The 24609-nt window shown below is 60.9% G+C and carries 16 protein-coding genes; 12 read left to right on the top strand and 4 right to left on the bottom strand.

Features of this window, described 5'->3' with window-relative positions:
- Positions 1-87: 87 nt before the first annotated feature.
- Positions 88-1203, top strand: a complete 1116-nt coding sequence (gene ald, locus MOP44_RS10300) for an alanine dehydrogenase (protein ID WP_260795951.1) — start codon at positions 88-90, stop codon at positions 1201-1203.
- Positions 1204-1245: 42 nt separating this feature from the next.
- Here ald and MOP44_RS10295 read toward each other — a convergent pair whose 3' ends face one another.
- Positions 1246-1617 (bottom strand): hypothetical protein, encoded by a 372-nt coding sequence (locus MOP44_RS10295; RefSeq protein WP_260795950.1) that lies wholly within the window; start codon positions 1615-1617, stop codon positions 1246-1248.
- A 139-nt stretch (positions 1618-1756) separates the two neighbouring features.
- Here MOP44_RS10295 and MOP44_RS10290 point away from each other — a divergent pair, with 139 nt between their 5' ends.
- The 3 genes from MOP44_RS10290 to MOP44_RS10280 all read left to right on the top strand — a co-directional run bounded on the left by MOP44_RS10290 (position 1757) and on the right by MOP44_RS10280 (position 5936).
- Positions 1757-4054, top strand: a complete 2298-nt coding sequence (locus MOP44_RS10290; RefSeq protein WP_260795949.1) for a sensor histidine kinase — start codon at positions 1757-1759, stop codon at positions 4052-4054.
- Entirely contained in the window at positions 4051-5403 is a 1353-nt protein-coding gene (locus MOP44_RS10285) for a sigma-54-dependent transcriptional regulator (protein WP_260795948.1), read from the top strand. The genes MOP44_RS10290 and MOP44_RS10285 overlap by 4 nt, the downstream gene beginning before the upstream one ends.
- 71 nt (positions 5404-5474) lie before the next feature.
- Positions 5475-5936 (top strand): hypothetical protein, encoded by a 462-nt coding sequence (locus MOP44_RS10280; protein WP_260795947.1) that lies wholly within the window; start codon positions 5475-5477, stop codon positions 5934-5936.
- A 75-nt stretch (positions 5937-6011) separates the two neighbouring features.
- Here the strand turns inward: MOP44_RS10280 and MOP44_RS10275 are convergent, their stop codons facing one another.
- Entirely contained in the window at positions 6012-9458 is a 3447-nt protein-coding gene (locus tag MOP44_RS10275) for a TonB-dependent receptor (RefSeq protein WP_260795946.1), read from the bottom strand.
- A gap of 485 nt (positions 9459-9943) precedes the next feature.
- Here MOP44_RS10275 and MOP44_RS10270 point away from each other — a divergent pair, with 485 nt between their 5' ends.
- Positions 9944-10501, top strand: coding sequence for a type 1 glutamine amidotransferase domain-containing protein (locus MOP44_RS10270; RefSeq protein WP_260795945.1), 558 nt, complete (start codon positions 9944-9946; stop codon positions 10499-10501).
- Positions 10502-10591: 90 nt separating this feature from the next.
- Here the strand turns inward: MOP44_RS10270 and MOP44_RS10265 are convergent, their stop codons facing one another.
- Both MOP44_RS10265 and MOP44_RS10260 read right to left on the bottom strand, forming a co-directional pair.
- The gene (locus MOP44_RS10265; RefSeq protein ID WP_260795944.1) at positions 10592-12391 is read right to left on the bottom strand and encodes an acyl-CoA dehydrogenase family protein; all 1800 of its coding nucleotides are present in this window, start codon (positions 12389-12391) and stop codon (positions 10592-10594) included.
- A 143-nt stretch (positions 12392-12534) separates the two neighbouring features.
- Positions 12535-14043 (bottom strand): sulfatase family protein, encoded by a 1509-nt coding sequence (locus MOP44_RS10260; RefSeq protein WP_260795943.1) that lies wholly within the window; start codon positions 14041-14043, stop codon positions 12535-12537.
- A gap of 118 nt (positions 14044-14161) precedes the next feature.
- Here MOP44_RS10260 and MOP44_RS10255 point away from each other — a divergent pair, with 118 nt between their 5' ends.
- The 7 genes from MOP44_RS10255 (at position 14162) to MOP44_RS10225 (ending at position 24545) form a co-directional block, all read left to right on the top strand.
- The gene (locus MOP44_RS10255; protein WP_260795942.1) at positions 14162-15376 is read left to right on the top strand and encodes an anaerobic sulfatase maturase; all 1215 of its coding nucleotides are present in this window, start codon (positions 14162-14164) and stop codon (positions 15374-15376) included.
- 132 nt (positions 15377-15508) lie between these two features.
- Positions 15509-16336 (top strand): energy transducer TonB, encoded by an 828-nt coding sequence (locus tag MOP44_RS10250; RefSeq protein ID WP_260795941.1) that lies wholly within the window; start codon positions 15509-15511, stop codon positions 16334-16336.
- Between the two features lie 86 nt (positions 16337-16422).
- Positions 16423-18093 (top strand): cellulose synthase family protein, encoded by a 1671-nt coding sequence (locus tag MOP44_RS10245; protein WP_390905490.1) that lies wholly within the window; start codon positions 16423-16425, stop codon positions 18091-18093.
- A 142-nt stretch (positions 18094-18235) separates the two neighbouring features.
- Positions 18236-19756, top strand: coding sequence for an IMP dehydrogenase (gene guaB, locus MOP44_RS10240; RefSeq protein ID WP_260795940.1), 1521 nt, complete (start codon positions 18236-18238; stop codon positions 19754-19756).
- Entirely contained in the window at positions 19746-20219 is a 474-nt protein-coding gene (locus MOP44_RS10235; RefSeq protein ID WP_260795939.1) for a VanZ family protein, read from the top strand. Before guaB ends, MOP44_RS10235 begins: the two co-directional genes overlap by 11 nt.
- 130 nt (positions 20220-20349) lie before the next feature.
- Positions 20350-22689 carry a glycoside hydrolase family 31 protein gene (locus tag MOP44_RS10230; protein WP_260795938.1) on the top strand — a complete coding sequence of 780 codons (2340 nt, stop codon included), beginning with the start codon at positions 20350-20352 and terminating at the stop codon, positions 22687-22689.
- Between the two features lie 65 nt (positions 22690-22754).
- The gene (locus tag MOP44_RS10225; RefSeq protein ID WP_260795937.1) at positions 22755-24545 is read left to right on the top strand and encodes a tetratricopeptide repeat protein; all 1791 of its coding nucleotides are present in this window, start codon (positions 22755-22757) and stop codon (positions 24543-24545) included.
- The last annotated feature ends 64 nt before the right edge of the window (positions 24546-24609 follow it).

Raw genomic sequence — 24609 nt, 5'->3', positions numbered from 1 at the left:
GCGAAAAGTGCTGCGGATACCGGGCCCGAAACTCTTCCGGCAGCAAGGCATCCAATCCGTCGCAGACCAGCAGTCGAGGAGCAGAACATGATCATTGGCGTTCCCAAGGAGATCAAAGACAACGAAGCGCGCGTCGGCATCACTCCCGCGGGCGTCAAAACCCTCTCAGAGGCCGGCCACAAGGTGCTCGTTGAAACCAACGCGGGCGCTCTCTCCAGCTTCCCCGACGAGGACTACCAGAACGCGGGCGCGGAGATCGTCGGTGACGCGGGCTACTGCTGGGGCAAGGCCGACATGGTCGTTAAGGTGAAGGAGCCCATCGAGAAAGAATACCCCTACTTTCGCGACGACCTCGTCCTGTTCACCTACCTGCACCTCGCGCCGATTCCCGGTCTCACGAACAAGCTCCTCGACGCCAAGGTCACCGGCATCGCCTATGAGACCGTGCGCGACCGCCAGAACACCCTTCCCCTGCTCACCCCTATGAGCGAAGTCGCCGGCCGCATGAGCGTACAGGTCGGCGCCAGCTATCTCGAAAAAGAAAAGGGTGGCCGCGGCATCCTCCTCGGCGGAGTTCCCGGAGTTCCTCCCGCGCATGTCACCGTCATCGGCGGCGGCGTAGTCGGCACCAACGCGGCGCGAATCGCCCTCGGCATGGGGGCCAAGGTCACCCTCATTGATCTCAACCTGAACCGCCTGCGTGAAATCGACGACATCTTCAATGGCCGCGTCTACACCCTGGCTTCCAACAGCTACAACGTGGCTCAGGCCACGCGCGAAGCCGACCTCGTCATCGGCGGCGTGCTCATCCCCGGCGCAACCGCCCCTAAAATCGTCACCCGCGAAATGGTATCGCGCATGAAGAAGGGCGCGGTCATCGTCGACGTGGCCATCGACCAGGGCGGCTGCGTTGAAACTGCGCGCCCCACATCGCATTCCAACCCCAGCTACACGGTCGATGGGGTGGTTCACTACTGCGTCACCAACATGCCCGGCGCGGTGCCGCACACGTCAACGCTGGCGCTCACCAACGCCACATTCCCCTACGTGATGCGCATCGCCACCCTCGGCGCGAAGGAAGCGCTCCGGAAAGACCCAGGCTTTGCCGAAGGCCTCAACACCTTCGCCGGCAAGATCACCTACAAAGGCGTCGCTGACAGCCAGCAGCGCGAGTTCACCGCGCCAGCCTCGGTCCTCGAATAGTTGAAAATCCAGCCATCCTCGCGGCCCCGCGAGGATGGCGTTTTATTGGCTCTCACCTACCACCAGGTACCAGCGCGTCTTCCCGTCGGGAAGTTGCAGTTCAATCGTTCGCTCCGATTCGTATTTGCCGGCTGTCTGCACATCGGCCATGCGCGCGTGATACTCGCCCGCCGAAAGAAGGGCTTTACGAAATCCGTTCTCCTCAAGAATCAGCTTCTTGCCATCGATCACTGCGGTGATCTGCTGTGCGAACCCACATGCCGTTACGCGGCCCTCTGAATCGCAGCGGTTCACCAGGCGTGATGATTGAACCTGAACGGTGATTGGCACGTAATTCGCCTGTCCGTAACGGGTCTTCTGCCCCCAGGCCCATGCCGAGCTCAGCAACAAAACCAACGCTATCGCTCGCTTCATTTTTCTCCCCCTCGTATTTCGCATACCTGCTGTACTACGAAGGTAGACGGCGCCGCCCCGTGGAAGGATCCGCGGAGCCCCGAAAGCGCTGCCTGGGGAGCCGGCGCCAGTGCCCTCCGCCCGCAACTATAATCGGCCCATGCCTGAGAAGCCGAATCCGCGGCTCCGCCTCGTCTTCCTGTTCGCCGCGGGAGCGGTTCTGGTCGCGGCGCTCTTCGGCGCTCTTCAGGCTTTCAACACCTCGCACATCGCCTTCCTTACTCCTGATACCTCTGGCGAGACCCTCGCCTTCTTCGGCCTCACCGTAGTTCTCTTTCTCCTGCTCATCGCGCTGCTGATGCTGCTGCTGAGGAACCTCCTCAAGCTCTCAGCCGACCAGGGCTCCAGCGCGCTCGGTGCTCGCCTGCGCACACGCATGGTGCTCGGCGCCGCGCTCATCGCCGTCACGCCTGCCACGTTCATGTTCCTGTTCAGCTTCTTTCTCATGAACCGGACCATCGATCGCTGGTTCTCGCCCAACACCACCGAACTCCGCGACGATTCCATCCGCATCGCCCGCGAACTCGCCGCGTATGTCGCCGGCAATGCCCGCAGCGAGGCGACATCCATTGCCGCCAGTGGCGCCGCCGATCGCGATGCAGCATCTCTCAGGGATGTTCTCAATTCGCACCGCCAGACACTGCAGGGCGGATTCGTCGTGATCTATTCGAGCAACCGGACTGTCCTGACCACCTTCGCAGCGCCGCCCGACACCGCATCTGCCAGCATCATTCAGTGGTTGCCGAACGGAGCCGATGACGCTCGCGATGCGACCCCCGTCCCAGTCCAGGGCGCGCTGTACGCAAACCTGCTCAACATCGCCCAGCGCGATAACGAAGCCATGCTCCACATCGGCACACAGGACTACGCACTGGGCAAAGCATCCACGAATACAGGAATCATTGTGATCGCTGCGCTGCCTATGCCTCAGGGACTCAGCCAGACCACTGCGCGCATCCGCTCGGGAGCTACCTCCTACTGGCAGCTCTTCCGCATGCGCAAGCAGATCCGCTCCAACTTCTTCCTTCTGCTTCTCGTCGTCACGGTGTTCGTCTTTTTCTCCGGAGTCTGGCTCGCGCTCTTCCTCTCCAAGCAGATCACGCGTCCCGTCGCTGCGCTTGCCGACGCCATGAATGCCATCGCCGCCGGCAGATATGAACAACGCATCGAACTGCTCACCACCGGCGAGCTCGCCGAGTTGGTCCGCTCGTTCAACCACATGGCGGCCGACCTCGAGACCAGCCGCCAGCGTGCGGCCTCTTCTTCCGCCCAGCTCACCCGCGCCAACCAGGCACTCGAAGAGCGCCGCCGGGAGCTCGAAATCATCCTCGAAACCATTCCCAACGGCGTCGTCACGCTCGACGGTTCCGGCCTTGTGCTTCAGGCCAATCGCGCATTCGCCGCGGTCATCGGCCATCATGCCGGCCACGACCTGCGCGGCGAACGCATCGAGTCACTCCTTCCGCAGGAGTCCCTCGACGAGATCACCACCGTCATTCGCCGCAGCCAGCGCATGGGCTCCGCCTCCACTGAACTCGAGCCCAGTATCAACGGCCGCAAGCTGCATCTCGCCGTCACCAGCGCACGCCTCGACATCGCTTCTGGCAAGCAGGGCACTGTGCTGGTCGTCGAAGACACCAGCGAGCTCCTCCGCGTGCAGCGCCAGCTCGCATGGAAAGAAGTCGCACAGCGCGTCGCGCACGAGATCAAGAATCCGCTCACACCCATCGCGCTTTCCGCCGAACGCATCACGCGGCACCTCGATCGGTATCCGGACGGCTCGCAGCCTGACTCGTTGAACATCATTCGGAAATGCAGCGAGATCATCCTTGGCAGTGTCGGCACACTTCGTACCCTCGTCGACCAGTTCTCCGCGCTTGCTCAGTTTCCCGCGCCGCGTCCGCGCCCCTGCGATCTCAACCGGGTTGCTGAAGAAGCCCTCGCACTCTTCGCCGGGCGCATGGATACCATCACGGTTACGCGCGATCTCGCGCCGGACCTGCCCCTGGTAATGGCCGATCATGACGCCATCCGCCGCGCTCTCGCTAATCTCATCGACAACGCCGCCGAGGCCATGCAGGGCAGCCTGCTGCGCGAGCTCTGCGTCTCCACTGCAATGAGCGAAGACGGCTCCGCCGTCGAGATCACCGTCTCCGATACCGGCCACGGCATCAACGACGAAATTCGCGAGCGCCTCTTTCTGCCCTTCTACTCCACAAAGCATCGCGGCACGGGCCTGGGGCTTTCCATCGCTGCAAAAATAGTGCAGGAGCACGGCGGCTCCATCCGCGCTGAGAGCAACGCACCCAAGGGCGCTCGCTTCCTCTTGCGCATACCGCTGATGGATTCCGCATCCGACGCCGAGCATCGAGAACAAACAAAGGAAATTCACTCATGAACCACGTCCTGATCGTCGACGACGAAGCCAATATCCGGGAATCTCTGGAAGAGATCCTGCGCGAAGAAGGCTACGGCGTCGCATCAGCTCCAACCGCCGCTGAAGCCAAGATCCTCATTGAAGACGCGCCTTATGATGTCGTGCTCCTCGACATCTGGCTGCCCGATCGCGACGGCCTCGACGTGCTCCAGGAAATCCACCAGCTTCCCGCAGAGACGCGCCCTGAAGTGATCATGATCAGCGGCCACGGCACGATTGAAACCGCCGTCAAAGCCACCAAGCTCGGCGCATACGACTTCCTCGAAAAACCGCTCTCGCTCGATCGCACGCTCATCGTTCTAAAGAACGCTGTCGAAGCGCGACGCCTGCGCTCGGAAAACCTCGAGTTCAAGCGCCAGTTCAACGTTAACTCTGTGCTCACTGGCGAGAGCGTGCCTCTCAAGGCGCTGCGCCAGCAGATTCGCCTGATGGCGCCGACCAACGGCCGCGTGCTCATTTACGGCGAGTCCGGCACCGGCAAGGAGCTCATCGCGCGTTCCATCCACGCCGAAAGCCTCCGCCGCGACCGTGTCTTCCTCGAGCTCAACTGCGCCGCAATTCCTGAAGCGCACATCGAGGCAGAGTTGTTCGGCGTCCGTCACGGTGCGTCCACCGGAAGAACTGAACAGCGCGGCACATTGGAACGCGCCGACTCCGGCACTCTCTTTCTCGATGAAGTCGGCGATATGAGTCTCAAGACGCAGGCCAAGGTTCTCAGCGCGCTTGACGACCAGATGTTCACGCCCGTTGGCGGCACGCAGCCACTGCGCGTCGACGTGCGCCTCATCGCGTCCACCAACAAGGACCTTGAAGAGGAAATCGCCAAAGGAAACTTCCGCGAAGACCTCTTCTACCGCCTCAATGTGGTTCCGTTCTCCGTGCCGCCGCTCCGCGAGCGCAAGGAAGATATCGGCCCGCTTGTCCGCGAATTCCTCAACGACTTCGGCCGCCAGTACGGCCGCCCCCGCATGGAGATCAGCAACGAGGCCCTCGAAGTCCTCCACCAGTACCACTGGCCTGGCAACGTCCGCGAACTCAAGAATGTCATCGAGCGCGTGCTCATCCTCAACCCGCGCGCGCTGCGCATCGAGCGCAAGCATCTGCCTCCGCTCACCCACAAAGCCAGCGTCCGCACCGGCGATGGCTTCTCCTCGCTGCAGCAGGCGCGCGACGCCTACGAACGCGACTACATCCTCAAAAAAATTGAAGAAGCGCGCAACAACGTCAGCCGCGCCGCCGAACTCCTCGGCCTCGAGCGCAGCCATCTCTACCGCAAGATGAAAGCGCTTGGCATCAGCGTGCGCGAATAATGCGCCTGCCGCGGCGATCCGCAATATAATCGACCTCGGCTCTTGATTCTCCCCCAATGCAAGGAGTCCCAATGCACCTCACTCGCTCTCTCGCCCGACTCGTGCTCTGCGCCGCCGTACTTTCTGTCTCGGATGCGGCCTTCGCCCAAGGCCCTCCTGGACATGACCACGATAATCCCGGCCACGGAGGAATGCCCCCCGGACAAGCCAAGAAGCACGGCTATGACGAGGGCATGCCGCCGGGCCAGGCAAAGAAGTTCCGCTTCCGCGAAGAAGACCGCGACCATTTTTACTCCCATTACCGCGAGGATGCAGACCACTGGCGCGGCCACCACCGCCCCGTATTCGTTCCCGGCCACTACGTGCCGCAGGGCTACTACATGCAGCCCGTGCCTCAAAGCTATTGGGTCGGAGTCGTCGCAGCTCCGCCTCCCGGATACCGCTACGGCTACTATCAGGGATACGTCGTCGCCTTTAACCCAACCACGCGCATCATTGCCGATGTCCTCGACATTGTGGCGGCCACTCGCTAGCCAGCCACCAACGTCTGCAATGAAAGAAAAGGCCCGGGCGAAATCTCCACCCGGGCCTTCGTGCACCTGCATCCTTCAGAATTGGAATCGTCCCGATAACTCGATCACCCGTCCCGCATCCGCCGACTGCGCAATGCCGAAGTACTTGTTGTTGATATTGGCGGCATTGTTCGAATTGCCATTCGTGAATGGCGTAAGCTGCAGCAGGTTGAATGCGTTGAAGAAGTTCGCCTGCAGCCGCAGCAGCGTGTGGTGCTCGCCAAAGTCGTACGCAAACTGCTTCGCCACGCCCAGGTCGATGTTGTGATAGCACGGCCCACGGAAGCTGTTCCGTCCAATACCCGGAACATACGCATGCGAGTTCGTCGGCGGCGTTGTGTTGAAGTACGCCGCCCCGCCGCCCGTGCCATCGGTTCCGCGGTCCGGAAAGTCGCTGCCGTTCGTAAACAAATCGTTGGAGCAGCCGCTCTTCGCTCCGCCGAAATACGCCAGCGGACGCGTCGGGCTCACCACACCCGACCCTGGCACAAACGCCGAAGTCGTCAAGTTGAACGTCACCGGCGTATACGGGAATCCCGTGTGCCACGTGAAGATCCCGTTCACCTGCCATCCGTTTACAAGGGCGCTCGCAATCTTGCTGTCCAGCTTGACGTGCGGAACCTCCCACATCGCTGTCGCCGTAATGCGGTGCTTCACGTCGTAGTCTGACGGTCCCCACTCGGTTGCGTTGTTCGCTGGGTTCGTCTGGTTCGCCAGCGCATTCGCCAGGTCACCGTTCGACACATTGTCCATGCTCTTCGAATACGTGTAGTTCACGCTCGCCGCCAGCCCATGCCGCATTGTCTGCGCCAGGCGCGCATTCAATGCGTTGTAGCTCAGCCCTGAGTCGGTCTGCGCAAAATACGAAGCAAACACCGGCGTATTCGCATTGTCATAGAGAAAGTTCTGGTTCACGAGTCGCGCGTAGTGATGCCCCACGCTGCCCGCGTACCCCAGCGTCGCCGTGAGATTTTGCGCAAGCTGGTATTGCGTCTCCAGCGAGAACAAATAGCTCAGCGGGTTCTTGATATCCATGGGCGCGCCATACACCTCCACCGTCTGCGTGCCGCCGCCAAACGGGTTGGGGAACCCCGCCGCATTCACCCCCGTCGCCAGCGCCGGATTCGTCGGATAGCTATACGGCGACCGCGTCGCGCCCCTCGCATACAAAATCGACCCGTTCGCAAACGGCGTCCCAAAGTCCGCCGGGTTCGTGCCGCAGCACAGGTTATACAGCGCCACGTTCGGACCATCCTCCAGCGCCGGATTGAACAGCGCAATGTCCAGGTGGTTATACGCCATCGCAAACCCCGCCCGGATCACCATCTTGTTCTCCAGGTTCGGCGGCGTATACGCAATCCCGAACTTCGGCCCGAAGTTGCTCCACTGCGAGTTCCACAGATGGTTGTGCGGAGTCAGTGTCATGCCCCCCAGTTCCGCACCGGCTGGCCCCAGATTCGGATAATTGATCAGGAACCCCTTGTTATGCAGCGGCTCGAAATACTCCCACCGCAGTCCAGTGTTCAGCGTCAGGTTTGGACTCACCTTCCAGTCGTGCTGCGCATACGCCGCAATGTTCTTGCTGCGGAAGTACCGCTGCGTCAGCGCCAGCCCGCCATTGTTGGGATTCGCCGTGATCTGCTCGAAGATCGGCGCATCGTTCACCATCGACCAGATGCCCTGCATCGCGTAAATCGGCCGATTCTCACCCGACAGGTTGTCGTTGTCCTGCTCGTCGCGTACCTCCACGCCCAGCCGCAGCGTATGCGCGCCCCACGTATGCGTCACCATGTCGCGTACCTCATACGTGTTCTCCGCGAATACCGCCGGCGTCGTCTGCGACCAGTTCACGCCATATTGCGGATTGTTCGAGAACGGCATGGTCTGAACGTTGATGTAGGGAATTCCCCAATCCACCTGGTTACCGCCGTCCACAACCCCGTTCTCTGCAAACCGTGTCATATTGGCACGAAACTCATTCAGCCACGTCGGCGAGAAAGTGTGAATATAGATCGCCGTCGCAGCCGAGTTCAGCGGTTTGAACGGAACATCGTCGGCGGGCCGTGCCCCATTCGTCCCGCTCGGCCCATTGCTGTCCAGCTTGGTGAAATACACCGTGCCCGCCAGAAGGTCCTTGCCAGTGATGTTCCAATCCCCGCGCGCGTTGAACTGGTTGCCCCTCGCTTGGTTGGGCGACCGGATCGCCGCCAACTGCATGTCCGGAATCCCATCCAATCCGCCGCCCGTCACCACGTTGTTCGTCGGATCGGCCCCATAACTCAGCCGCGGATACTGCCCTAGTTGCGACGCCCCACCCGGCGTCGGCGAACCCACATCGATCCCCGATCCCGTCGGCTGGCAAAAAGGGCCACCCGTCGCCGTCTGCCCCGGATACTGGCCCTGGTTGTTCGCATAGTCTGAGCAGTCGGAGTTCAGCACACTCACCACGCGCGGCGCCATCCCAGGCAGACTCAAAATCTCCGCACTCAATCCGCCTGGCCTGTCCTGCGCAATCAAACTCCGGAACTCGGGCGTCTCCACCCACACGTTGTCAATTGAGCTGTTGTGCAGGGTAAACCCTGACCACGATGCAAACCAGAACAGCTTGTCCTTCACCGCCGGGCCGCCCAGTGACGCTGCCCATGTCCGCTGCGCATTCTCCACGCGTTGCGGCACACCATTCAAGCCGGCCGGCCCTGCATACTTGTTGTACGCATTCAGGCCGGGTTGGTCGTAGAGAAAGAACGCCCCGCCATGCAGAGAGTTGGTTCCACTCTTCGTCACGACCTTGATCTGCGCCCCGGTGTTGCGCCCGTCCGATGCGTCGTAAGACGTGGATACCACCGTCATCTGTCCCACGGCCTCTTCGTTCGGCGTCACGACTGCATTACCGCCGTGGGTGAGCGAATTCACGCTCACGCCATCAATCATGAAATTGTTATCCGCCTGCCGCTGTCCATCCGCGGAGATCTGCACCGCGTTCTCGGTCTGGAACACGCTCTTGTTCGATCCGCCCGGCCCCGCGCCATTCGGCAAGAACACCGCGCTCCCGTTGCTCGACCGCGCCGCATCGCCCGTGATCCCCGGCGCCGTGCGAATCAGCTCATATGGATCTCCTCCCACAATGGGCAGCCGCGTCACTTCCTCGGTGCTGATCGTCGATCCAATGCTCGCATCGGCGGTCTGCAGTTGGGGACCTTCATTCGCATTGATCTCCACCGTCTCAACCGCACCGCCCGTTTCCAAATGCACATTCACATTGCGAGGTGTCTCCGCGACAATCCCAATGTCTTTCATCACATTCTTCTTGAAACCGTTGGCCGTCACCGTGATGGTGTAGTTGCCCGGTGACAGTTCGCCAAAGTGAAAAAATCCCGTGTCGTTCGTCGTCGATGTCTGGGTCTGCTGCGTGCCCGCGTTCGTCAGGCTCACCGACGCCCCGGGAATCGCTGCTCCGCTCGGATCCAGAACCGTTCCCGACAAGCTGGAACCGAACTGCGCTCTTAGTTGCGGAGATAAGAGCAGAAGCAGTGCTAGGGTCCAAAGAATTACCCGGCTGCTAACTCCCTTCGCTCGCACACGGATGAACCTCGTCCGTAGAGATAATTGCATGGCGCCTCCTAAGAAAATCTGTTGGCTGTAATAGTTGTTGTTTTTGATTTGGGGAGAACCCGCGCAATGCTCGCGCGGACAAAGTCGGCCGCACCGGCCTAACCGGCGTCGCCGCAAAGCAGTGTCCAGGCTCAAATCTCCGTATCGGAGTCACACTGCACCATCCTGGAAGTAGCCCAACGGGACTGAGATGTAAGAAAGGCCGCAGCGGGATGTCTGGCGGCAACCATCTGGTTTTGACTAAGTCGCAATTCGCTTGCGCTCTAACTCCGTGACCACTACCTACTCAAGCCGGTTAGTGCGGCAACCTCGCTCTGCGCCAAGGCGTCCTAACCCCTCGGATACGGAGGAAATTCATGGCTTCCTTAAGCGGAAAGAAGATCGCCTTTCTCGCCACCGACGGTTTTGAACAGGCGGAGTTGCTGGATCCCCGCAAGGCACTCGATGAAGCGGGCGCAACCACCATCGTCATCTCCCCTAAGTCAGGCGAGATTAAAGCCTGGGACATGAAAGACTGGGGCAAAACCATCAAGGTCGACAAGGCACTTGCCGACGCCAACCCCAACGACTACGACGGGCTCGTGCTTCCCGGCGGCGTCATCAACCCCGACCACCTGCGGATGGATCCCGCGGCCGTCAACTTCGTCAAGAAGTTCGTCGAAACGGGCCGCACTACCGCCGCCATCTGCCACGGTCCTTGGACCCTCGTCGAAGCAGGCGTGGTCCGCGGCAAAACCGTCACGTCGTGGCCTTCGCTCAAAACCGACCTGAAGAACGCCGGCGCCAACTGGGTCGACCAGGAAGTTGTCACCGACGGCCAGTTCATCTTCAGCCGCAAGCCCGACGACATCCCCGCCTTCAGCCGCACCATCATCGAACACCTCAGCAACAACGCAAGCCAACGCGCCGCATAAAAGCAGAAGGCCTCACACACTCAGTGCACGAGGCCTTCACTATTCTGGAATTACTAATCCCTAATGCCTGATTCCCGGATGCCCGCGCCGTCAGGCGCCGTACACAGGGTAGCGATCCGCATTCACGCAAGCCTGTGCCACACTCCGGCTCAGCGCCACCGCATCCGCTGGCGTCTGCTTCACCAGCCTGCGCAGAATCGCCAATTGCGTGCGCAACATGTCGCCCTCGCCGCACGCCGCCATCACGCGCTTGGCAGCTTGCTCCGCCAGCGCCAGCGTCTCCTCCGCAAGCAGGCCCGTCATATCCGCAGCCACTTTGGCCGCCGCCTTCTTCGCGCTCGCCAGCTTCTTCGCCCGCAGCAATGCCGACTCCAGCGCATACACCTGCGCAATGATATCCGCCAGGTCCGCCATGATCTCCTGCTGATCCTGCAGCGCCGTCATCCAGCGCTGGCTCGCCACACCCGCTGCAAACAGCGCCACCTTCCGCGTCGCCGCCAGCACTTCCGACTCGTGCGCGAGCGCCTCACCTGTATCGTCGCCCGATTCAAACGACGGCGGCTGCATCACCTCGTCCATCACCTGCTTGATCGCCGGCAGCAGTCCCAATTTTCCAGCCATCGCGCGCTTCATCAGCCAACCGGTGATGATCATCCGGTTGATCTCATTCGTACCTTCGAAAATCCGATTAATCCTCGCATCGCGATAGAACCGCTCCGCCGGATACTCCTCTACATACCCGTAGCCCCCCATCGTCGCCACCAGCTCATCGGCCACATAACTCAGCATCTCCGAGCCATACACCTTCAGAATCGAGCACTCAACCGCATACTCTTCAATCCGCTTCTGCACTTCTTTGGGATCATTCGCGTCTACATCGGCCAGCGCCGCGTCCATCATGCCGACGGTGCGATACGCCATGCTCTCCGCAGCAAACAGGCGCGCCGACGCAGTCGCAATCTTCCGCTGAATCAGCCCGAACTCCGAAATCGATTTCCGGAATGCCTTGCGCTCCTTCGCGTACTGGATCATCTGCGTCATCGCCATGCGGGCCCCGCCCACGCACGCAATGCCCAGCTTGAACCGCCCCACATTCAGCACGTTGAACGCGATGTGATGCCCCTTGCCCGGCTCGCCCAGCAAGTTCTCCACCGGCACCTTGCAATCCTGCAAAACCAGCGGGCATGTCGACGATCCGCGAATTCCCAGCTTGTGTTCTTCGGCGCCAATCGTCAGGCCCGGAAACGTCCTTTCCACCAGGAACGCCGAAAACTTCTCGCCGTCAATCTTTGCGAAGACCGTGTACAGATCCGCGATCGCAGCGTTCGTGATCCACATCTTCTCGCCGTTCAGCAGATAGTGGCGTCCATCCTGGCTCAACGTCGCACGCGTGCGGATGTTCATCGCATCCGATCCCGACGTCGCCTCGCTCAGCGCATACGCCGCAACCCACTCCGCGCTCGCCAGCTTCGGCAGATAGATCTTTTTCTGCTCCTCGGTTCCGTACCACACCAGCGGCAGTGTTCCAATCCCGATTTGTCCTCCGAACGCGGTCGAAAAACTCGCCAGCGCCGAGATATGATCCGTCACCAACGCCGACGTGACCTTGTCCATCCCAACGCCTTCATACTCCTCGGGAATATCCACCGACGTGAAGCCAAGTTCCGCCGCCTTCTGGATCATCTCCCGCAGCACGCCCGGTTCCTTCGCCTCAATCGCTTCGGCGGCCGGCAATATCTCCTCACGAGCAAACTTCGCCGCCGTCGCGGCAATCTGCCTCTGCTCCTCGTTCAAATCTTCAGGGGTAAACACTTCTTCAGGCGTGCGCGTCTGGAGCAGAAAGCTCCCTCCGGCAGCAGCAAGCACGGGCAGTCCAGTCACAGTACTCATGGTGGGGAATTCTCCGGTTGCAAAAACATTACGCGGTCAGAACACCAACGCACAACCCGGGGCCAGGTCCAGTCCTGATCTACTTGGATGCTTGCTGTTGCAAGGCGCAGCTGCGTATATGTACTCGGCTCAACCGGCTCGTTTCACTTCGGCTGCCTCACCAGATTCGACTCCGCTCCTCCTCCAACCCCCGGATGCAGCGGTAACCCCGTCGGCTTGTACTCATACGTGTCCTTCGTCTCCCGCCGCAGCGCCTCCAGCCGCTCCTTGAGGCGCGCTGTGATCTCCTCATAGCCCGCCTTCCCATAGAGATTGTTCATCTCATCCGGATCGGCCTTCAGATCGTACAGCTCGAACTCCTGCGGCTCAACAAAGAAATGAATGAGCTTGTACCGATCCGTCCTAACGCCGCGGCACGGCCTTACATTCTCAAACCCGGGATACTCGTAGTACTCATACAGCCAGTCTTTCCGCCAGCCGACCTTCTTCCCTTCCGCCAGCGGCATCATGCTCTTGCCCTGCATCTCCGTGTCAGGAGCCACGCCCGCAATATCCAACAGCGTAGGAGCCATATCCAGATTCAGCACCATCTCGTCGCGCGTCGTGCCGGCTTTCACCCGCCCTGGATAACGCACCATCATCGGCACCCTGATCGACGGCTCATACATCAGGCGCTTGTCATAAAAATGATGCTCTCCAAGGAAGAACCCATGGTCTGAACTCAGCAGCACCGCGGTGTCTTTCGCAATCCCCTGCCGCTCCAGTTCCTGCCACACCGCGCCCACATTGCGATCGTTATCCTCCACACCCACGTAGTGATTCTTAACCAGCTCTTCCAGCGACCGAGGATCATCGCTGTACACCTCGGAGTAGCCGACCTTGTTATCTGCATCCGCCACCGCGCGTGGCTTACCCTTATAGTTCTCGACGTTCTCATCGAACGACTTCGGCTTGGGAATCGGCACGCCATTCAAGTCATTCACCAAGTCCTTCGGCCGGAAGAACGGCGCATGTGGCGCATAGAACCACAGGAACATGCAGAATGGCTTGTCCCGCTTCTGTTGCAGCCACTCCACCGCCTTGCGCGTCAGCAGCGTGTCCACATACTCGCCCGGATACAGCTTCGCTTTCTCATACTTGCCCTTCACCCCTTCAGTAATCCGCGGGAAGTAGTAATCCGCCTGCCCCACAAAACCGAAGTAGTAGTCCCAAGGATGCTCCATCAGCGCGCCTACGATATGCGACTTGCCCAGAAACGCAGTCTCATAACCCGCTTGCTGCAGCAGATCTGAAACCAGCGGAAAGCGCGCTGGAATCTTGCCTTCCACATTCGACACCGCACCCGTCGTATGCGAGTACATTCCCGTCAGCATCGTCGCCCGCGACGGCAGGCACAGCGCATTCACCACAAACCCGTTGCGGAAAGTGCATCCCTCGCGGCTGATCCTGTCCAGGTTCGGCGTTTTGATGAGCTTGTTTCCAGTGGCCGACAACTCATCCCAGCGCAAGCCCTCGCCCACAACGCACAGAATGTTCGGCTTGGCGCCGCCGCTTCCCGCCTCGCGAGCAAGCGCCTCCAGCCCATCCAGGCCGCACGCCGTCGCGCCCACTGCGCCGGCCAGGTACTTCAATACATCCCTGCGAGATTCCATGTCCGCCTTTCCGGTTCACAACAAGGAACAAACCTGACCCGACCTGAATAGATGGGCCGCCCCCGCCGTGTCAATCACGCCGCACACACCGCGTATCATCAGAACACGCGGAGACCCCATGCCCGATCCCGGCTTTCACATCATGACCAAGCCCATCGGCCCTCTCTGCAATCTCGACTGCAGTTACTGCTTCTATCTCGAAAAGGAAAAGCTTTATCCCGGCGCCACCCAGTGGGCCATGCCACCCGAAGTGCTCGAGCGCTACATCTCCGAGTACATCGCCGCCCAGCCACCTGACGCTCCTGAAATCCACTTCGCCTGGCAGGGCGGTGAGCCCACCCTCCTCGGCCTCGATTTCTTCCGCAACATCGTCACCCTCCAGCAGAAACACACCCCCGGCAAAGTCATTCGCAACGCACTCCAGACCAACGCCACGCTCGTCGACGAGGAATGGGCCGCATTCCTCGCCGAACACAACTTCCTCGTCGGCGTCTCCATCGACGGTCCCCGCGAACTGCACGACTGCTACCGCGTCGACAAGGGCCAGGCTCCCACGTTCGATCGCGTCCTGCGCGGAATCGCCCGCCTCAAAGCCCACAACGTCGAGTTCAATACCCTCACCGTCGTACACCGCAAGAATGCGCAGCACCCCCTCGACGTCTATCGCTTTCTCAAAGAGGCAGGCAGCGGATTCATCCAGTTCATACCCGTCGTCGAGCGCAAGGCTGCGCAATCCGCCGGCGACGGCCTCGTCCTCATCCAGCCATCTTCACCGCAGCCCGCCGAAGTCACGGACTGGTCCGTCGAGCCGCTTGCCTACGGCAAGTTTCTCGCCGCCATCTTCGATGAGTGGGTCAAGCAGGATGTCGGCCGAGTTTTCATCCAGCAATTCGACGTCGCGCTCGAAAGCTGGCTCGGCCTTCAGCAAAGCCTCTGCGTCTTCCGCCCCACCTGCGGCTCAGCGCTCGCGCTCGAACACAATGGCGACCTTTACTCCTGCGACCACTTCGTCTACCCGGAACACAAACTCGGCAACATCGCCGACACCGGCCTGCGCGCGATGACCTCCTCCGCGCAGCAGAGGGCCTTTGGCCTCGCCAAGCGCGACATGCTCCCGCGCATGTGCCGCCAGTGCGACGTCCGCTTCGCCTGCAATGGCGAGTGCCCCAAGCACCGCTTCCTCACCACACCCGACGGTGAACCAGGACTCAATTACCTCTGCGCCGGCTACAAGCACTTTTTCCATCACATCGACCCCTTCATGCAGTTCATGGCCTCCGAGCTTCGCGCCGGCCGCCCACCAGCGAACATCATGCGCTTCCTAGGCCGCTGAGCCGCCCCCTTACACGCTTTCATCTGATAACGACTGTGCGCTTCCGCACGTCTATGCCACAGACTCGTTCGCGGCGATTCCAGGAAACTTCACCAAAGCCGGCCGGCGCCCGCCGCCGCTGAGGAGGCATGCATGTCCTTGGAGCCAGCATCGGACTCGCTCTTTCAACAGCACGCAGCCACGCACACCAATCCGTGGAGCGTCGGCACCTCCGTCATCGTCAACGGCAGTATTCTTGCCTTGCTGCTCTGCATCGGACTCGGCCGCAAGACGCCTCTGCCGCTCGTAAGCCGCCTCGGCCACGTGAGCCTGCACGACTACACTCTCTTCGCGCCACCCAGCACCCACGGCGGAAACGGCGGCGGCAACCATGACCTGCTCCCCGCAATTGAAGGCCGTCTGCCCCAGTTCCAGCGCACTCCCATCATTCCTCCCCAAGTCCAGGCGCTCGACAAGCCGATCCTCGCCCTGAATCCCGCCATCGCCGTTCCGCCCGACGTGAAACTCCCCGACAACCCAACCCTGCCCAACCTCGGCGTCTACCGCTCCTCCAACACCGTCGTCCTCTCCAACGGACCCGGCTCTGACGCCGGAATCGGTTCCGGCAAACATGGCGGCGTCGGAAACGGCAAAGGAAACCGCGGTTGGGGGTCCGACGACGGCCCAGGTGTGTACTCTCCCGGCGTCAACGGGGTCTCCCCGCCCGTCCCCCTCTTCGAGCCGGAAGCCGAGTTCTCCGACGAAGCCCGTCGCCAGAAGTATCAGGGCGTCTGCATGATCTCCCTCATCGTCGACGCCCACGGGAATCCCCGCAACGTCCGCGTCGTCCACCCCCTCGGCATGGGTCTCGACGAAAGGGCCCTCCAGGCTGTTCAGCTCTATCGCTTCAAACCCGCCATGAAGGACGGCCATCCGGTCCCCGTCGCCATTACCGTCGCGGTGAACTTCCATCTCTTCTGAGATTGCTTCAGAACAATCCTCTCCTCGGGCTAACCTCCGCTTCGCGTACAATTTGGATAGCCCGTACAGGGAGGATCCCCCAGTTGATCGTCACAGCAGCCAGCGTCCGCCTCGCCTTCAGTTCCATCGAGCGGCTCGCGCCGGCTCTGGCCTTTGCACCCCAGAACAGTCTGCGCCATCAGTTGAAGACCCTCTTCACTGACCCATTCGCGACGGTGCACCACTCGTTCAACTGGTTCGACACGCTTCTACTACTGCCCTACTTCATCGTCATGATCGTGCTGGCGGCCTACGGCATTCACCGCTACACGATGTGCTACTACTACTTCAAATACCGGAAGAACTATAACCCCAATCCTCCCAGCCACTTCGCTGATCTTCCCAACGTCACCGTCCAGCTCCCTATCTTCAACGAGCAGTTCGTCATCGACCGCCTCATTGAGGCCGTCTGCGCCATGGAGTACCCGCGCGAAAAGCTCGAGATCCAGGTCCTCGACGACTCCACCGATGAGACCCAGGAGGTCGCCCGCGGCATCGTCGATCGTTACGCCGCCCTGGGCCACCCCATCAAGTACATCCACCGCACCAATCGCCACGGCTACAAGGCAGGAGCCCTCGATGCGGGCCTCAAAGTAGCCAAAGGCGAGTTCGTCGCCATCTTCGACGCCGATTTCGTCCCCCCGCCCGACTGGCTCATGCGCATCGTCCACCACTTCGCCGAGCCCGGCATCGGCATGGTGCAGACTCGCTGGACCCACCTCAACCGCGACTACAGCCTCCTCACGCAGATTGAAGCCATCCTCCTCGACGGCCACTTCGTCCTCGAGCACGGCGCCCGCGCACGCTCTGGCCAGTTCTTCAACTTCAATGGAACCGCGGGCATGTGGCGCCGCCAGGCCATCGACGACGCCGGCGGCTGGCAGCACGACACCCTCACCGAGGACACCGACCTGAGCTATCGCTCGCAGATGGCCGGCTGGAAGTTCAAATATCTCCCCGAAATCGAGTGCCCCGCCGAGCTGCCCATTGAAATGACCGCCTTCAAAACTCAGCAGGCGCGCTGGGCCAAGGGACTCATCCAGACCAGCATCAAGGTCCTGCCCATGATGTTCCGCTCTGACGTGCCGCGGAAGATCAAGGTCGAGTCGGTCTACCACCTCACCGCCAACATGAGCTACCCGCTCATGGTCATCATGACCGCCCTGCTCATTCCCAGCATGATCGTCCGCTTCTACCAGGGCTGGTTTCAGATGCTGCTTATTGACGTGCCCCTCTTCACCGCGTCAACTCTTTCCATCGCCGTGTTTTATGTGGCCAGCCAGCGGGTCCTCTTCCCGAAAGGCTGGATGAAGACTTTCCTCTACTTGCCCTTCCTGATGGCCTTGGGCGTCGGCCTCACCGTGACCAACACTAAGGCCGTCATGGAGGCCCTGTTCGGTATCAAGAGCGCCTTCGCCCGCACCCCCAAGTACCGCGTCGCAAAGAAGGGCGAAAAGTCCGTCGCTGGCAAGAAATATCGCAAGCGCCTCGTCCTCGCCCCCTGGATCGAGCTCTTCATCGGCACCTACTTCCTCGGCGCCATCATCTACTGCTTCTCAAACCACAACTACTTCACCGCGCCCTTCCTGATCCTGTTCGTCATCGGCTACTGGTACACAGGCCTGATGAGCCTTCTGCAGGGGCGCTTTGAGCGCTGGCGCAGCGGTGCCATTACGGAAGAGGAATCCAGCCCCAAGCCCTTCCCGGTCGGCGTGTAGCGCAATTCACGATTCGTCCGTTCAGTTTTCTGTTTTGCTGCAAAGCAGTCTGCCCCACCGCAGGTGGTCCGTTACAATAGACAAAAGCGCCTGTCAGAGCGGAGATCCGAATCCCCGCATCTGCCAGGCGCGTCCAAGCATTATGCTCACGAAAAACCTTCCTGAAGCGCTGACGTTCGACGACGTCCTCCTTGTTCCCGCCTACAGCGATGTCGTTCCGACCCAGGTGAGCACACAGACGCAGCTCACGCGCGACATTGTCCTGAACACGCCTCTGCTCTCGTCGGCCATGGACACGGTGACCGAATCGCGCATGGCCATCGCCATGGCGCAGCAGGGCGGCATCGGCATCGTGCATCGCAATCTCAGCATCGAGCAGCAGGCTGGTGAGATTGACAAGGTCAAGCGCTCAGAGAGCGGCATGATCGTTGACCCCGTCACGATCGGCCCCGAGCAGCTGATCTCCGACGCGCTCGACGTCATGCGCCGTTACAAAATCTCCGGCGTGCCCGTCACTCAAGGAAGCAAGCTGGTCGGCATTCTCACCAACCGCGACCTGCGTTTCGAGACGCGCACCGATGTGCCCATCGGCGATGTGATGACCAAGGAGAACCTGATCACGGTTCCCGTGGGCACCACGCTCGAAGAGGCCGAGCTGATCCTGCATCAGCACCGTGTGGAGAAGCTCCTCGTCGTGAACGACCAGTACGAGTTGAAGGGCCTCATCACCGTCAAGGACATTCAGAAGAAACTGAAGTATCCCAACGCGAGCAAGGATGAAAAGGGCCGTCTTCGCGTCGGCGGTGCAATCGGCGCAACTGGGGACTATCTCGAGCGCGCTGCCGAACTGATCAAGGCCCGCGTAGACGTGCTTGCCATCGATTCCGCGCACGGACATTCGTCGCGCGTCCTCGAAGCGGTGCGCGACGTGAAGAAGCGATTCCCCAGCGTCGGTCTGCTCGCCGGAAACGTGGCCACCTACGAAGGCGCAAAGGCCCTCATCGATGCGGGCGCTGATGCCGTGAAGGTCGGCATCGGTCCCGGCTCCATCTGCACTACGCGCATGGTCACTGGCGCGGGCATGCCGCAGATCACGGCCATCGCTGAAGCCTATCGCGCAGCAAGCGAGCACGGAATTCCCGTCGTAGCTGACGGTGGCATCAAGTACTCAGGCGAAATCACGAAGGCTATCGCCGCCGGCGCCAGCACCATCATGATCGGCTCGCTGTTCGCAGGTGTGGACGAGAGCCCGGGCGAAACGATCCTCTACCAGGGCCGCAGCTTCAAAACCTATCGCGGCATGGGTTCACTTTCCGCCATGAGCCAGGGTTCGGGCGAGCGCTACTTCCAGAGCACTGCGGACATGGCTACCGCGGATTCAAGCGAAGGCGTGGTCCAGCGCGAGCGCAACGGCCAGAACCGCCTCGCGAAGTTCGTACCCGAGGGTATCGAAGGCCGTGTCCCCTATCGCGGGCCTCTCGAAGCCATGGTTTACCAGCTCGTCGGCGGTCTCAAGTCGGGCATGGGGTACCTGGGCTGCGGCACCATAACCGAGTTGCAGGAGAAGGCGCAGTTCGTGCGCATATCCGGTGCCGGCCTTCGCGAGAGCCACGTCCACGACGTGATCATCACCCGCGAGGCGCCCAACTACCATGTCGAGTAGCGCTGTAGGCCGCTGGATCCGGGTCTGGTGGCCGGTCGTCCTGATGATCGCAATCATCTTCACCGAATCGACCCAGACCTTCGGCTCAGATAACACGACTGGTCCGTTGCGCTATATCTTTCAGTTGATCTTCGGGCAGGTGCCAGATGACCGCTGGGAGATCGTTCATCACTTCACGCGGAAGACCGGCCACTTCGTCGGCTATGGACTGGTCGGCCTGAGCTGGTTCCGCGCCTGGCGGATGACCCGTTCTCAATGGCGCTTCCGAATCGATGCCCTCTTCGCCCTGATCGCAACGGCAGTCATCGCGAGTTGCGATGAGTTTCATCAGTCGTTCCTGCCCAACCGCACCTCGTCTCCCTGGGATGTGCTGCTCGACTGCACCGGCGCCTTCATCTTCATTTTGCTTGCCTGCGCCGTAGCCCGAATGCGCCGTGTCCATCCCATCGCGCAGGCCGCATAGGCGCTCGGGCAATCTGCGCCTCACGTCGCGCTACATCGATTTTCTGCAGCCACACCTTACAATTCTCCCGACTGTTATTTTGCGTACCGCGGCTGCCCGAACCGCCTTCGCAGTGCACAAGGGAAGAACCATGAGATCGATTCGCAGCAACTACCTCACCGCCCTGTTCGCAATTATGAGCGCGGCGACGCTGACAGCCACATCACAGGAACCAGCCATCACCGTCGCCAAGGACGCCGCAGGTCTGGTGATGCACAACGGCAACGAGACCCTGCACGTGAGCGTATGCGGCCCAACGGTATTGCACATCGTGGCTGGCCCAGGCGACCCGAAGGGCGCATCGCCCTTCACTCCGTGGGTGCAGAAACCGTGCGAACCGGGGCAATTCGAGTTCTCGCAGGACGACAAAGAAGCCACGCTGCGCACCTCCGCTCTGCAGTTGCGCGTCAACCTGAAGAACAGCACCATCTCCTTCCGCAACCCAGCCGGCGACCAACTCCTCACCGAAATGCCCGACCGAAAGCCGCGCGCCTATACGCCAGCCGTGGTCAACGGTGAAAACGTTTTGCGCGTCAAAACACGCTTCTTCGTCGGCGCCACCGAGGGCTTCTACGGCCTTGGCCAGCACCAGAGCGGCGCATTCAACTATCGCGGCAACGTCGTGGAACTTGCGCAGGCCAACACCGATGTCGCGTTGCCTCTGCTGGTCTCCACCAATGGCTATGGCATCTTGTGGAACACCGCCTCCCACTCCTGGTTCGACAACCGCTTTCCCAGCGAGCTGACGCTCAGCGCCGAAGCGGCCGACGCCATCGATTACTACTTCATCTACGGCCCGGAGATGGACCAGATCATCCATACGTACCGCGACATGACGGGTCACGCGCCTTTGTTCGGAAAGTGGGCCTACGGCTTTGTGCAGTCCAAGGACCGCTACCGCTCCGCGAAAGAGCTGCTCGACGTCGCCGCACAATATCGCGAGCAGCACGCGCCTCTCGATCTCATCGTGCAGGACTGGTTCTGGTGGAAGACCGAGGGTGACCCTACCTTCGATCCGAATTACCTGAAGCCCGAACCCGACGTGGAAGGCGCGATCAAAAAGCTGCATGACGAGCACGTGCACACCATCATCTCCGTCTGGGCCGTGCTCGACAAGAAATCCGACACATACAAGAAGATGGAGGCCGAAGGACTCACGATCTCCGGCACAGACGATTACGACGCCACCAATCCCAAGGCGCGCGAGGTCTACTGGAACCTGCTGATGGGCAAGATGTACGCAATGGGCTGGGACGGCTTCTGGCTCGACAGCGCGGAACCCGAGTGCTGCAACGGCTTCAGCGACGCAACACTCGACTCCTACAAGCTCTCCATCGGCAACGGCGCCCGCTATACCAACATCTTCCCGCTGATGCACTCAGGCAACGTCTACGACCACTGGCGCAAGGAGACCGACAAGCGGCGCATCTTCATCCTCACGCGCTCCGCCTTTGCCGGCCAGCAGCGAAACGCAACAACGATCTGGTCTGGGGACGTAACAGGAACATTCTCGACATTTCGCAAACAGATTCCCGCAGGCTTGAACTTCGAGCTTTCCGGCATTCCCTACTGGACCACTGACATCGCCGGCTACGGCTGGCCGTGGGAGCGCGACACCCGCGATCCGCGTTACCAGGAGCTCTATGCGCGCTGGTTCGAGTTCGGCACATTCTGCCCCATCATGCGCACCCACGGGCACCGCTCGAACAACACGAATGAGATCTTCTCCTATGGCCCGCAGGTGCCCACGCTCATCGCGTATGACAAGCTTCGCTACCGCATGCTGCCGTATATCTACTCGCTGGCGTGGAAGGTGACGAACGACGACTACACGATCATGCGCCCGCTGATCATGGACTGGCGTACCAACGAGAAAGTCCGCGACATGGGCGATGAGTACATGTTCGGACCTGCGTTCCTGGTCATCCCGGTAACGGAAGAGGGCGCGACCAGTCGCCGCGTCTATCTGCCGCCCGCTGCAGCCTGGTATGACTTCTGGACCGGTGCGAAACTCGATGGCGACAAGACCATCACCGCCGGCGCGCCGGTCGACCGGATTCCATTGTTTGTGAAGGCTGGCACGATCCTGCCACTCGGGCCGGAGATTGAATATGCGACCCAATCGCCCGATGCCCCAATCACGCTGCGCATCTATCGCGGCGCCGATGCAGACTTCACTCTGTACGAAGACGAAGGCGATTCCTACGACTACGAAAAGGGCGCGCACGCCACCATTGCGCTGCACTGGGACGAGGCATCTTCGACGCTGAAGATCGGCGCACGCGAAGGCAGCTATCCCGGCATGCCCAAGACCCGCACCTTCCGCGTGATCGTCGTTGGAGCGGGCAAGGCCACCGGCTCTCAGATGGAAGCGACCGTCGACAAGGAAATTCAGTACGACGGCTCGCCTGTAACTGCCCTGCTACGCTGACAATCGGCCGTCAGCACGCGTTTTTGTGATGGTCCGGGGAGTCGCTGTTCGGCTAGACTCTCGCCATGCGATTCCCGCGCCATTTCCTTCTTCCCCTGGCCCTTTTGACTGCCGCTTTCAGCAGCACAAACGTCGCGCTCTCGCAGATGACTCACGACATGGGCGAGATGCAGCCCATCGACCCGCCTGAGAAGCTGCCTGTGCCCGTCAAGATGACAGGCATCGGCAACAGCCATATCCAGATCAAGGCAACGCCGGAAGCTCAGGCATGGTTCGACCAGGGGCTGAGTCTCACGCACGACTTCTGGGATTACGAGGCAGCCAAGGCCTTCCAGCAGGGCATTCGCGTCGATCCTAAATGCGCAATGTGCTGGTGGGGACTGGCCAGGGCGGAAGGCTTCAGAGGAACGGAGACGAAGGTATACGCGAAGCGGGCTCTCGCTCAAGCTGTGAAGCTGGAGAACGAGGCCAGCGACTCCGACAAGCTCTACATCGAGGCGGCCAGGCTTGAACAGAACGCGAAGGAAGACACTCCGCCTGAAGCTATCGCGCAATACCGCAAGCTGGTGAGCGACAATCCCCATGACATCGAGGCGCGGATATTTCTGGCGAACGCTGTAGGCGATGGCTACGACGACGCGGACGAGCCGAAGCCGGGATCGAAAGAGGGCATCATGATCCTGCAAGGCGTGTTGCAGGATGCTCCGAATGACTCCGCCGCGAACCATTACTGGATCCACGCAATCGAGCCGGGGAATCATCCCGAGCAGGCTCTGACTGCGGCGGAGAAGCTCGCCAGCCTGGCGCCCACGTCCGGCCACATGGTGCACATGCCGGGGCACATCTACTTCAGAGTGGGCGATTACGCGACCGCGGAACACTGGTTTGCGCAGTCAACGGAAGCGGACGAGCGTTACATGCGCGAGCAGCACGTCTCCCCCGATGACGACTGGAACTACATTCACAACCTTATGTACGCAATCGCCAACCTGATGGAAGAAGGAAAGCTGCGCCAGGCGAATGCGCTCAGCGACCACGCCCGGGAAGGGCGCGGAAAGCTGTCGGCCTCGCTCTATATTTGGTCGGCGCGCGACCAAATGACGCGCCTGAACAATCGCCTTCCGGTAGCCTTGCGCCTCGGTGACTGGGAAGCGGTGGCAGCAATGGCCGCACAGGCCAAGACAGATGGTGCAAATACCGCCAATCTACGCGCGCTGGCTGCAGAACTGGGTGACTACGCAAAAGGCATGAAAGCGCTGGAGTCAGGAGACGTGACCACTGCGCAAACGGCGTCGGACGCCATGGACTCCGGACTGTGGAGGATGCAGCAGCGCGTCGCCGATGAAAAAGCCGCCAAGAAGGACGAAAGCAAGAAGGACAGCAAGGATGAGGAGTCCGCTACTCAGCCGGTAATGCCGGACGCCTTACCCGATCCAATTCTGAAGAGCCTCAGCGTGCAGTCGCTGGAGTTGCGCGCCGGCATTCTGGTAGCGCAACGAAAGCTGGACGAAGCGAAGAAGCTCTATGAGGCAGCCCACGCGGAAGAGAAGCGGCTGGGATATCACGAGCCGCCGATGTATATCCGTCCCGTGGGCGAGACAGAGGCCATCACGTTGCTGCGCGCGAAGGACTATGCAGGAGCCCGGACTGCTTATGAGTCGGCGTTGACCGAGCGGCCGAACTCAGGCTTCGCGCTGTATGGCCTTGCGCACGTTAAGGAGTTGCAGGGCGATGCCGCCGGTGCACGCGAAGCCTACAAGGCGTTCCTGAAAGCGTGGCCGGATGCCGATGCCGAACTCGCGGAGCTGGCACACGCGAGAGAACTGGTCGGAAGAGAAAGCGTGGCCGCGAAGTAATAGAGCGAAAAACGGGGCACATCCTCATAGAGGATGTGCCCCGTCGAGACTCTGACGCAAGAGG

The organism is Occallatibacter riparius (genome assembly GCF_025264625.1).
GTDB lineage: Bacteria > Acidobacteriota > Terriglobia > Terriglobales > Acidobacteriaceae > Telmatobacter > Telmatobacter riparius.
The sequence above is the reverse complement of the archived record's forward strand: the minus strand, read 5'-3'. Positions and strand labels throughout refer to the sequence as shown.

What these genes read in the sequence shown, in the direction of transcription:
- MOP44_RS10250 (WP_260795941.1), top strand. Translation starts at nt 15,509, where the DNA reads ATGTCCTTGGAGCCAGCATCGGACTCGCTCTTTCAACAGCACGCAGCC.
- MOP44_RS10290 (WP_260795949.1), top strand. Translation starts at nt 1,757, where the DNA reads ATGCCTGAGAAGCCGAATCCGCGGCTCCGCCTCGTCTTCCTGTTCGCC.
- MOP44_RS10225 (WP_260795937.1), top strand. Translation starts at nt 22,755, where the DNA reads ATGCGATTCCCGCGCCATTTCCTTCTTCCCCTGGCCCTTTTGACTGCC.
- MOP44_RS10270 (WP_260795945.1), top strand. Translation starts at nt 9,944, where the DNA reads ATGGCTTCCTTAAGCGGAAAGAAGATCGCCTTTCTCGCCACCGACGGT.
- MOP44_RS10295 (WP_260795950.1), bottom strand. Translation starts at nt 1,617, where the DNA reads ATGAAGCGAGCGATAGCGTTGGTTTTGTTGCTGAGCTCGGCATGGGCC.
- MOP44_RS10230 (WP_260795938.1), top strand. Translation starts at nt 20,350, where the DNA reads ATGAGATCGATTCGCAGCAACTACCTCACCGCCCTGTTCGCAATTATG.
- MOP44_RS10285 (WP_260795948.1), top strand. Translation starts at nt 4,051, where the DNA reads ATGAACCACGTCCTGATCGTCGACGACGAAGCCAATATCCGGGAATCT.
- MOP44_RS10235 (WP_260795939.1), top strand. Translation starts at nt 19,746, where the DNA reads ATGTCGAGTAGCGCTGTAGGCCGCTGGATCCGGGTCTGGTGGCCGGTC.
- MOP44_RS10255 (WP_260795942.1), top strand. Translation starts at nt 14,162, where the DNA reads ATGCCCGATCCCGGCTTTCACATCATGACCAAGCCCATCGGCCCTCTC.
- MOP44_RS10280 (WP_260795947.1), top strand. Translation starts at nt 5,475, where the DNA reads ATGCACCTCACTCGCTCTCTCGCCCGACTCGTGCTCTGCGCCGCCGTA.
- ald (WP_260795951.1), top strand. Translation starts at nt 88, where the DNA reads ATGATCATTGGCGTTCCCAAGGAGATCAAAGACAACGAAGCGCGCGTC.
- MOP44_RS10260 (WP_260795943.1), bottom strand. Translation starts at nt 14,043, where the DNA reads ATGGAATCTCGCAGGGATGTATTGAAGTACCTGGCCGGCGCAGTGGGC.
- guaB (WP_260795940.1), top strand. Translation starts at nt 18,236, where the DNA reads ATGCTCACGAAAAACCTTCCTGAAGCGCTGACGTTCGACGACGTCCTC.
- MOP44_RS10265 (WP_260795944.1), bottom strand. Translation starts at nt 12,391, where the DNA reads ATGAGTACTGTGACTGGACTGCCCGTGCTTGCTGCTGCCGGAGGGAGC.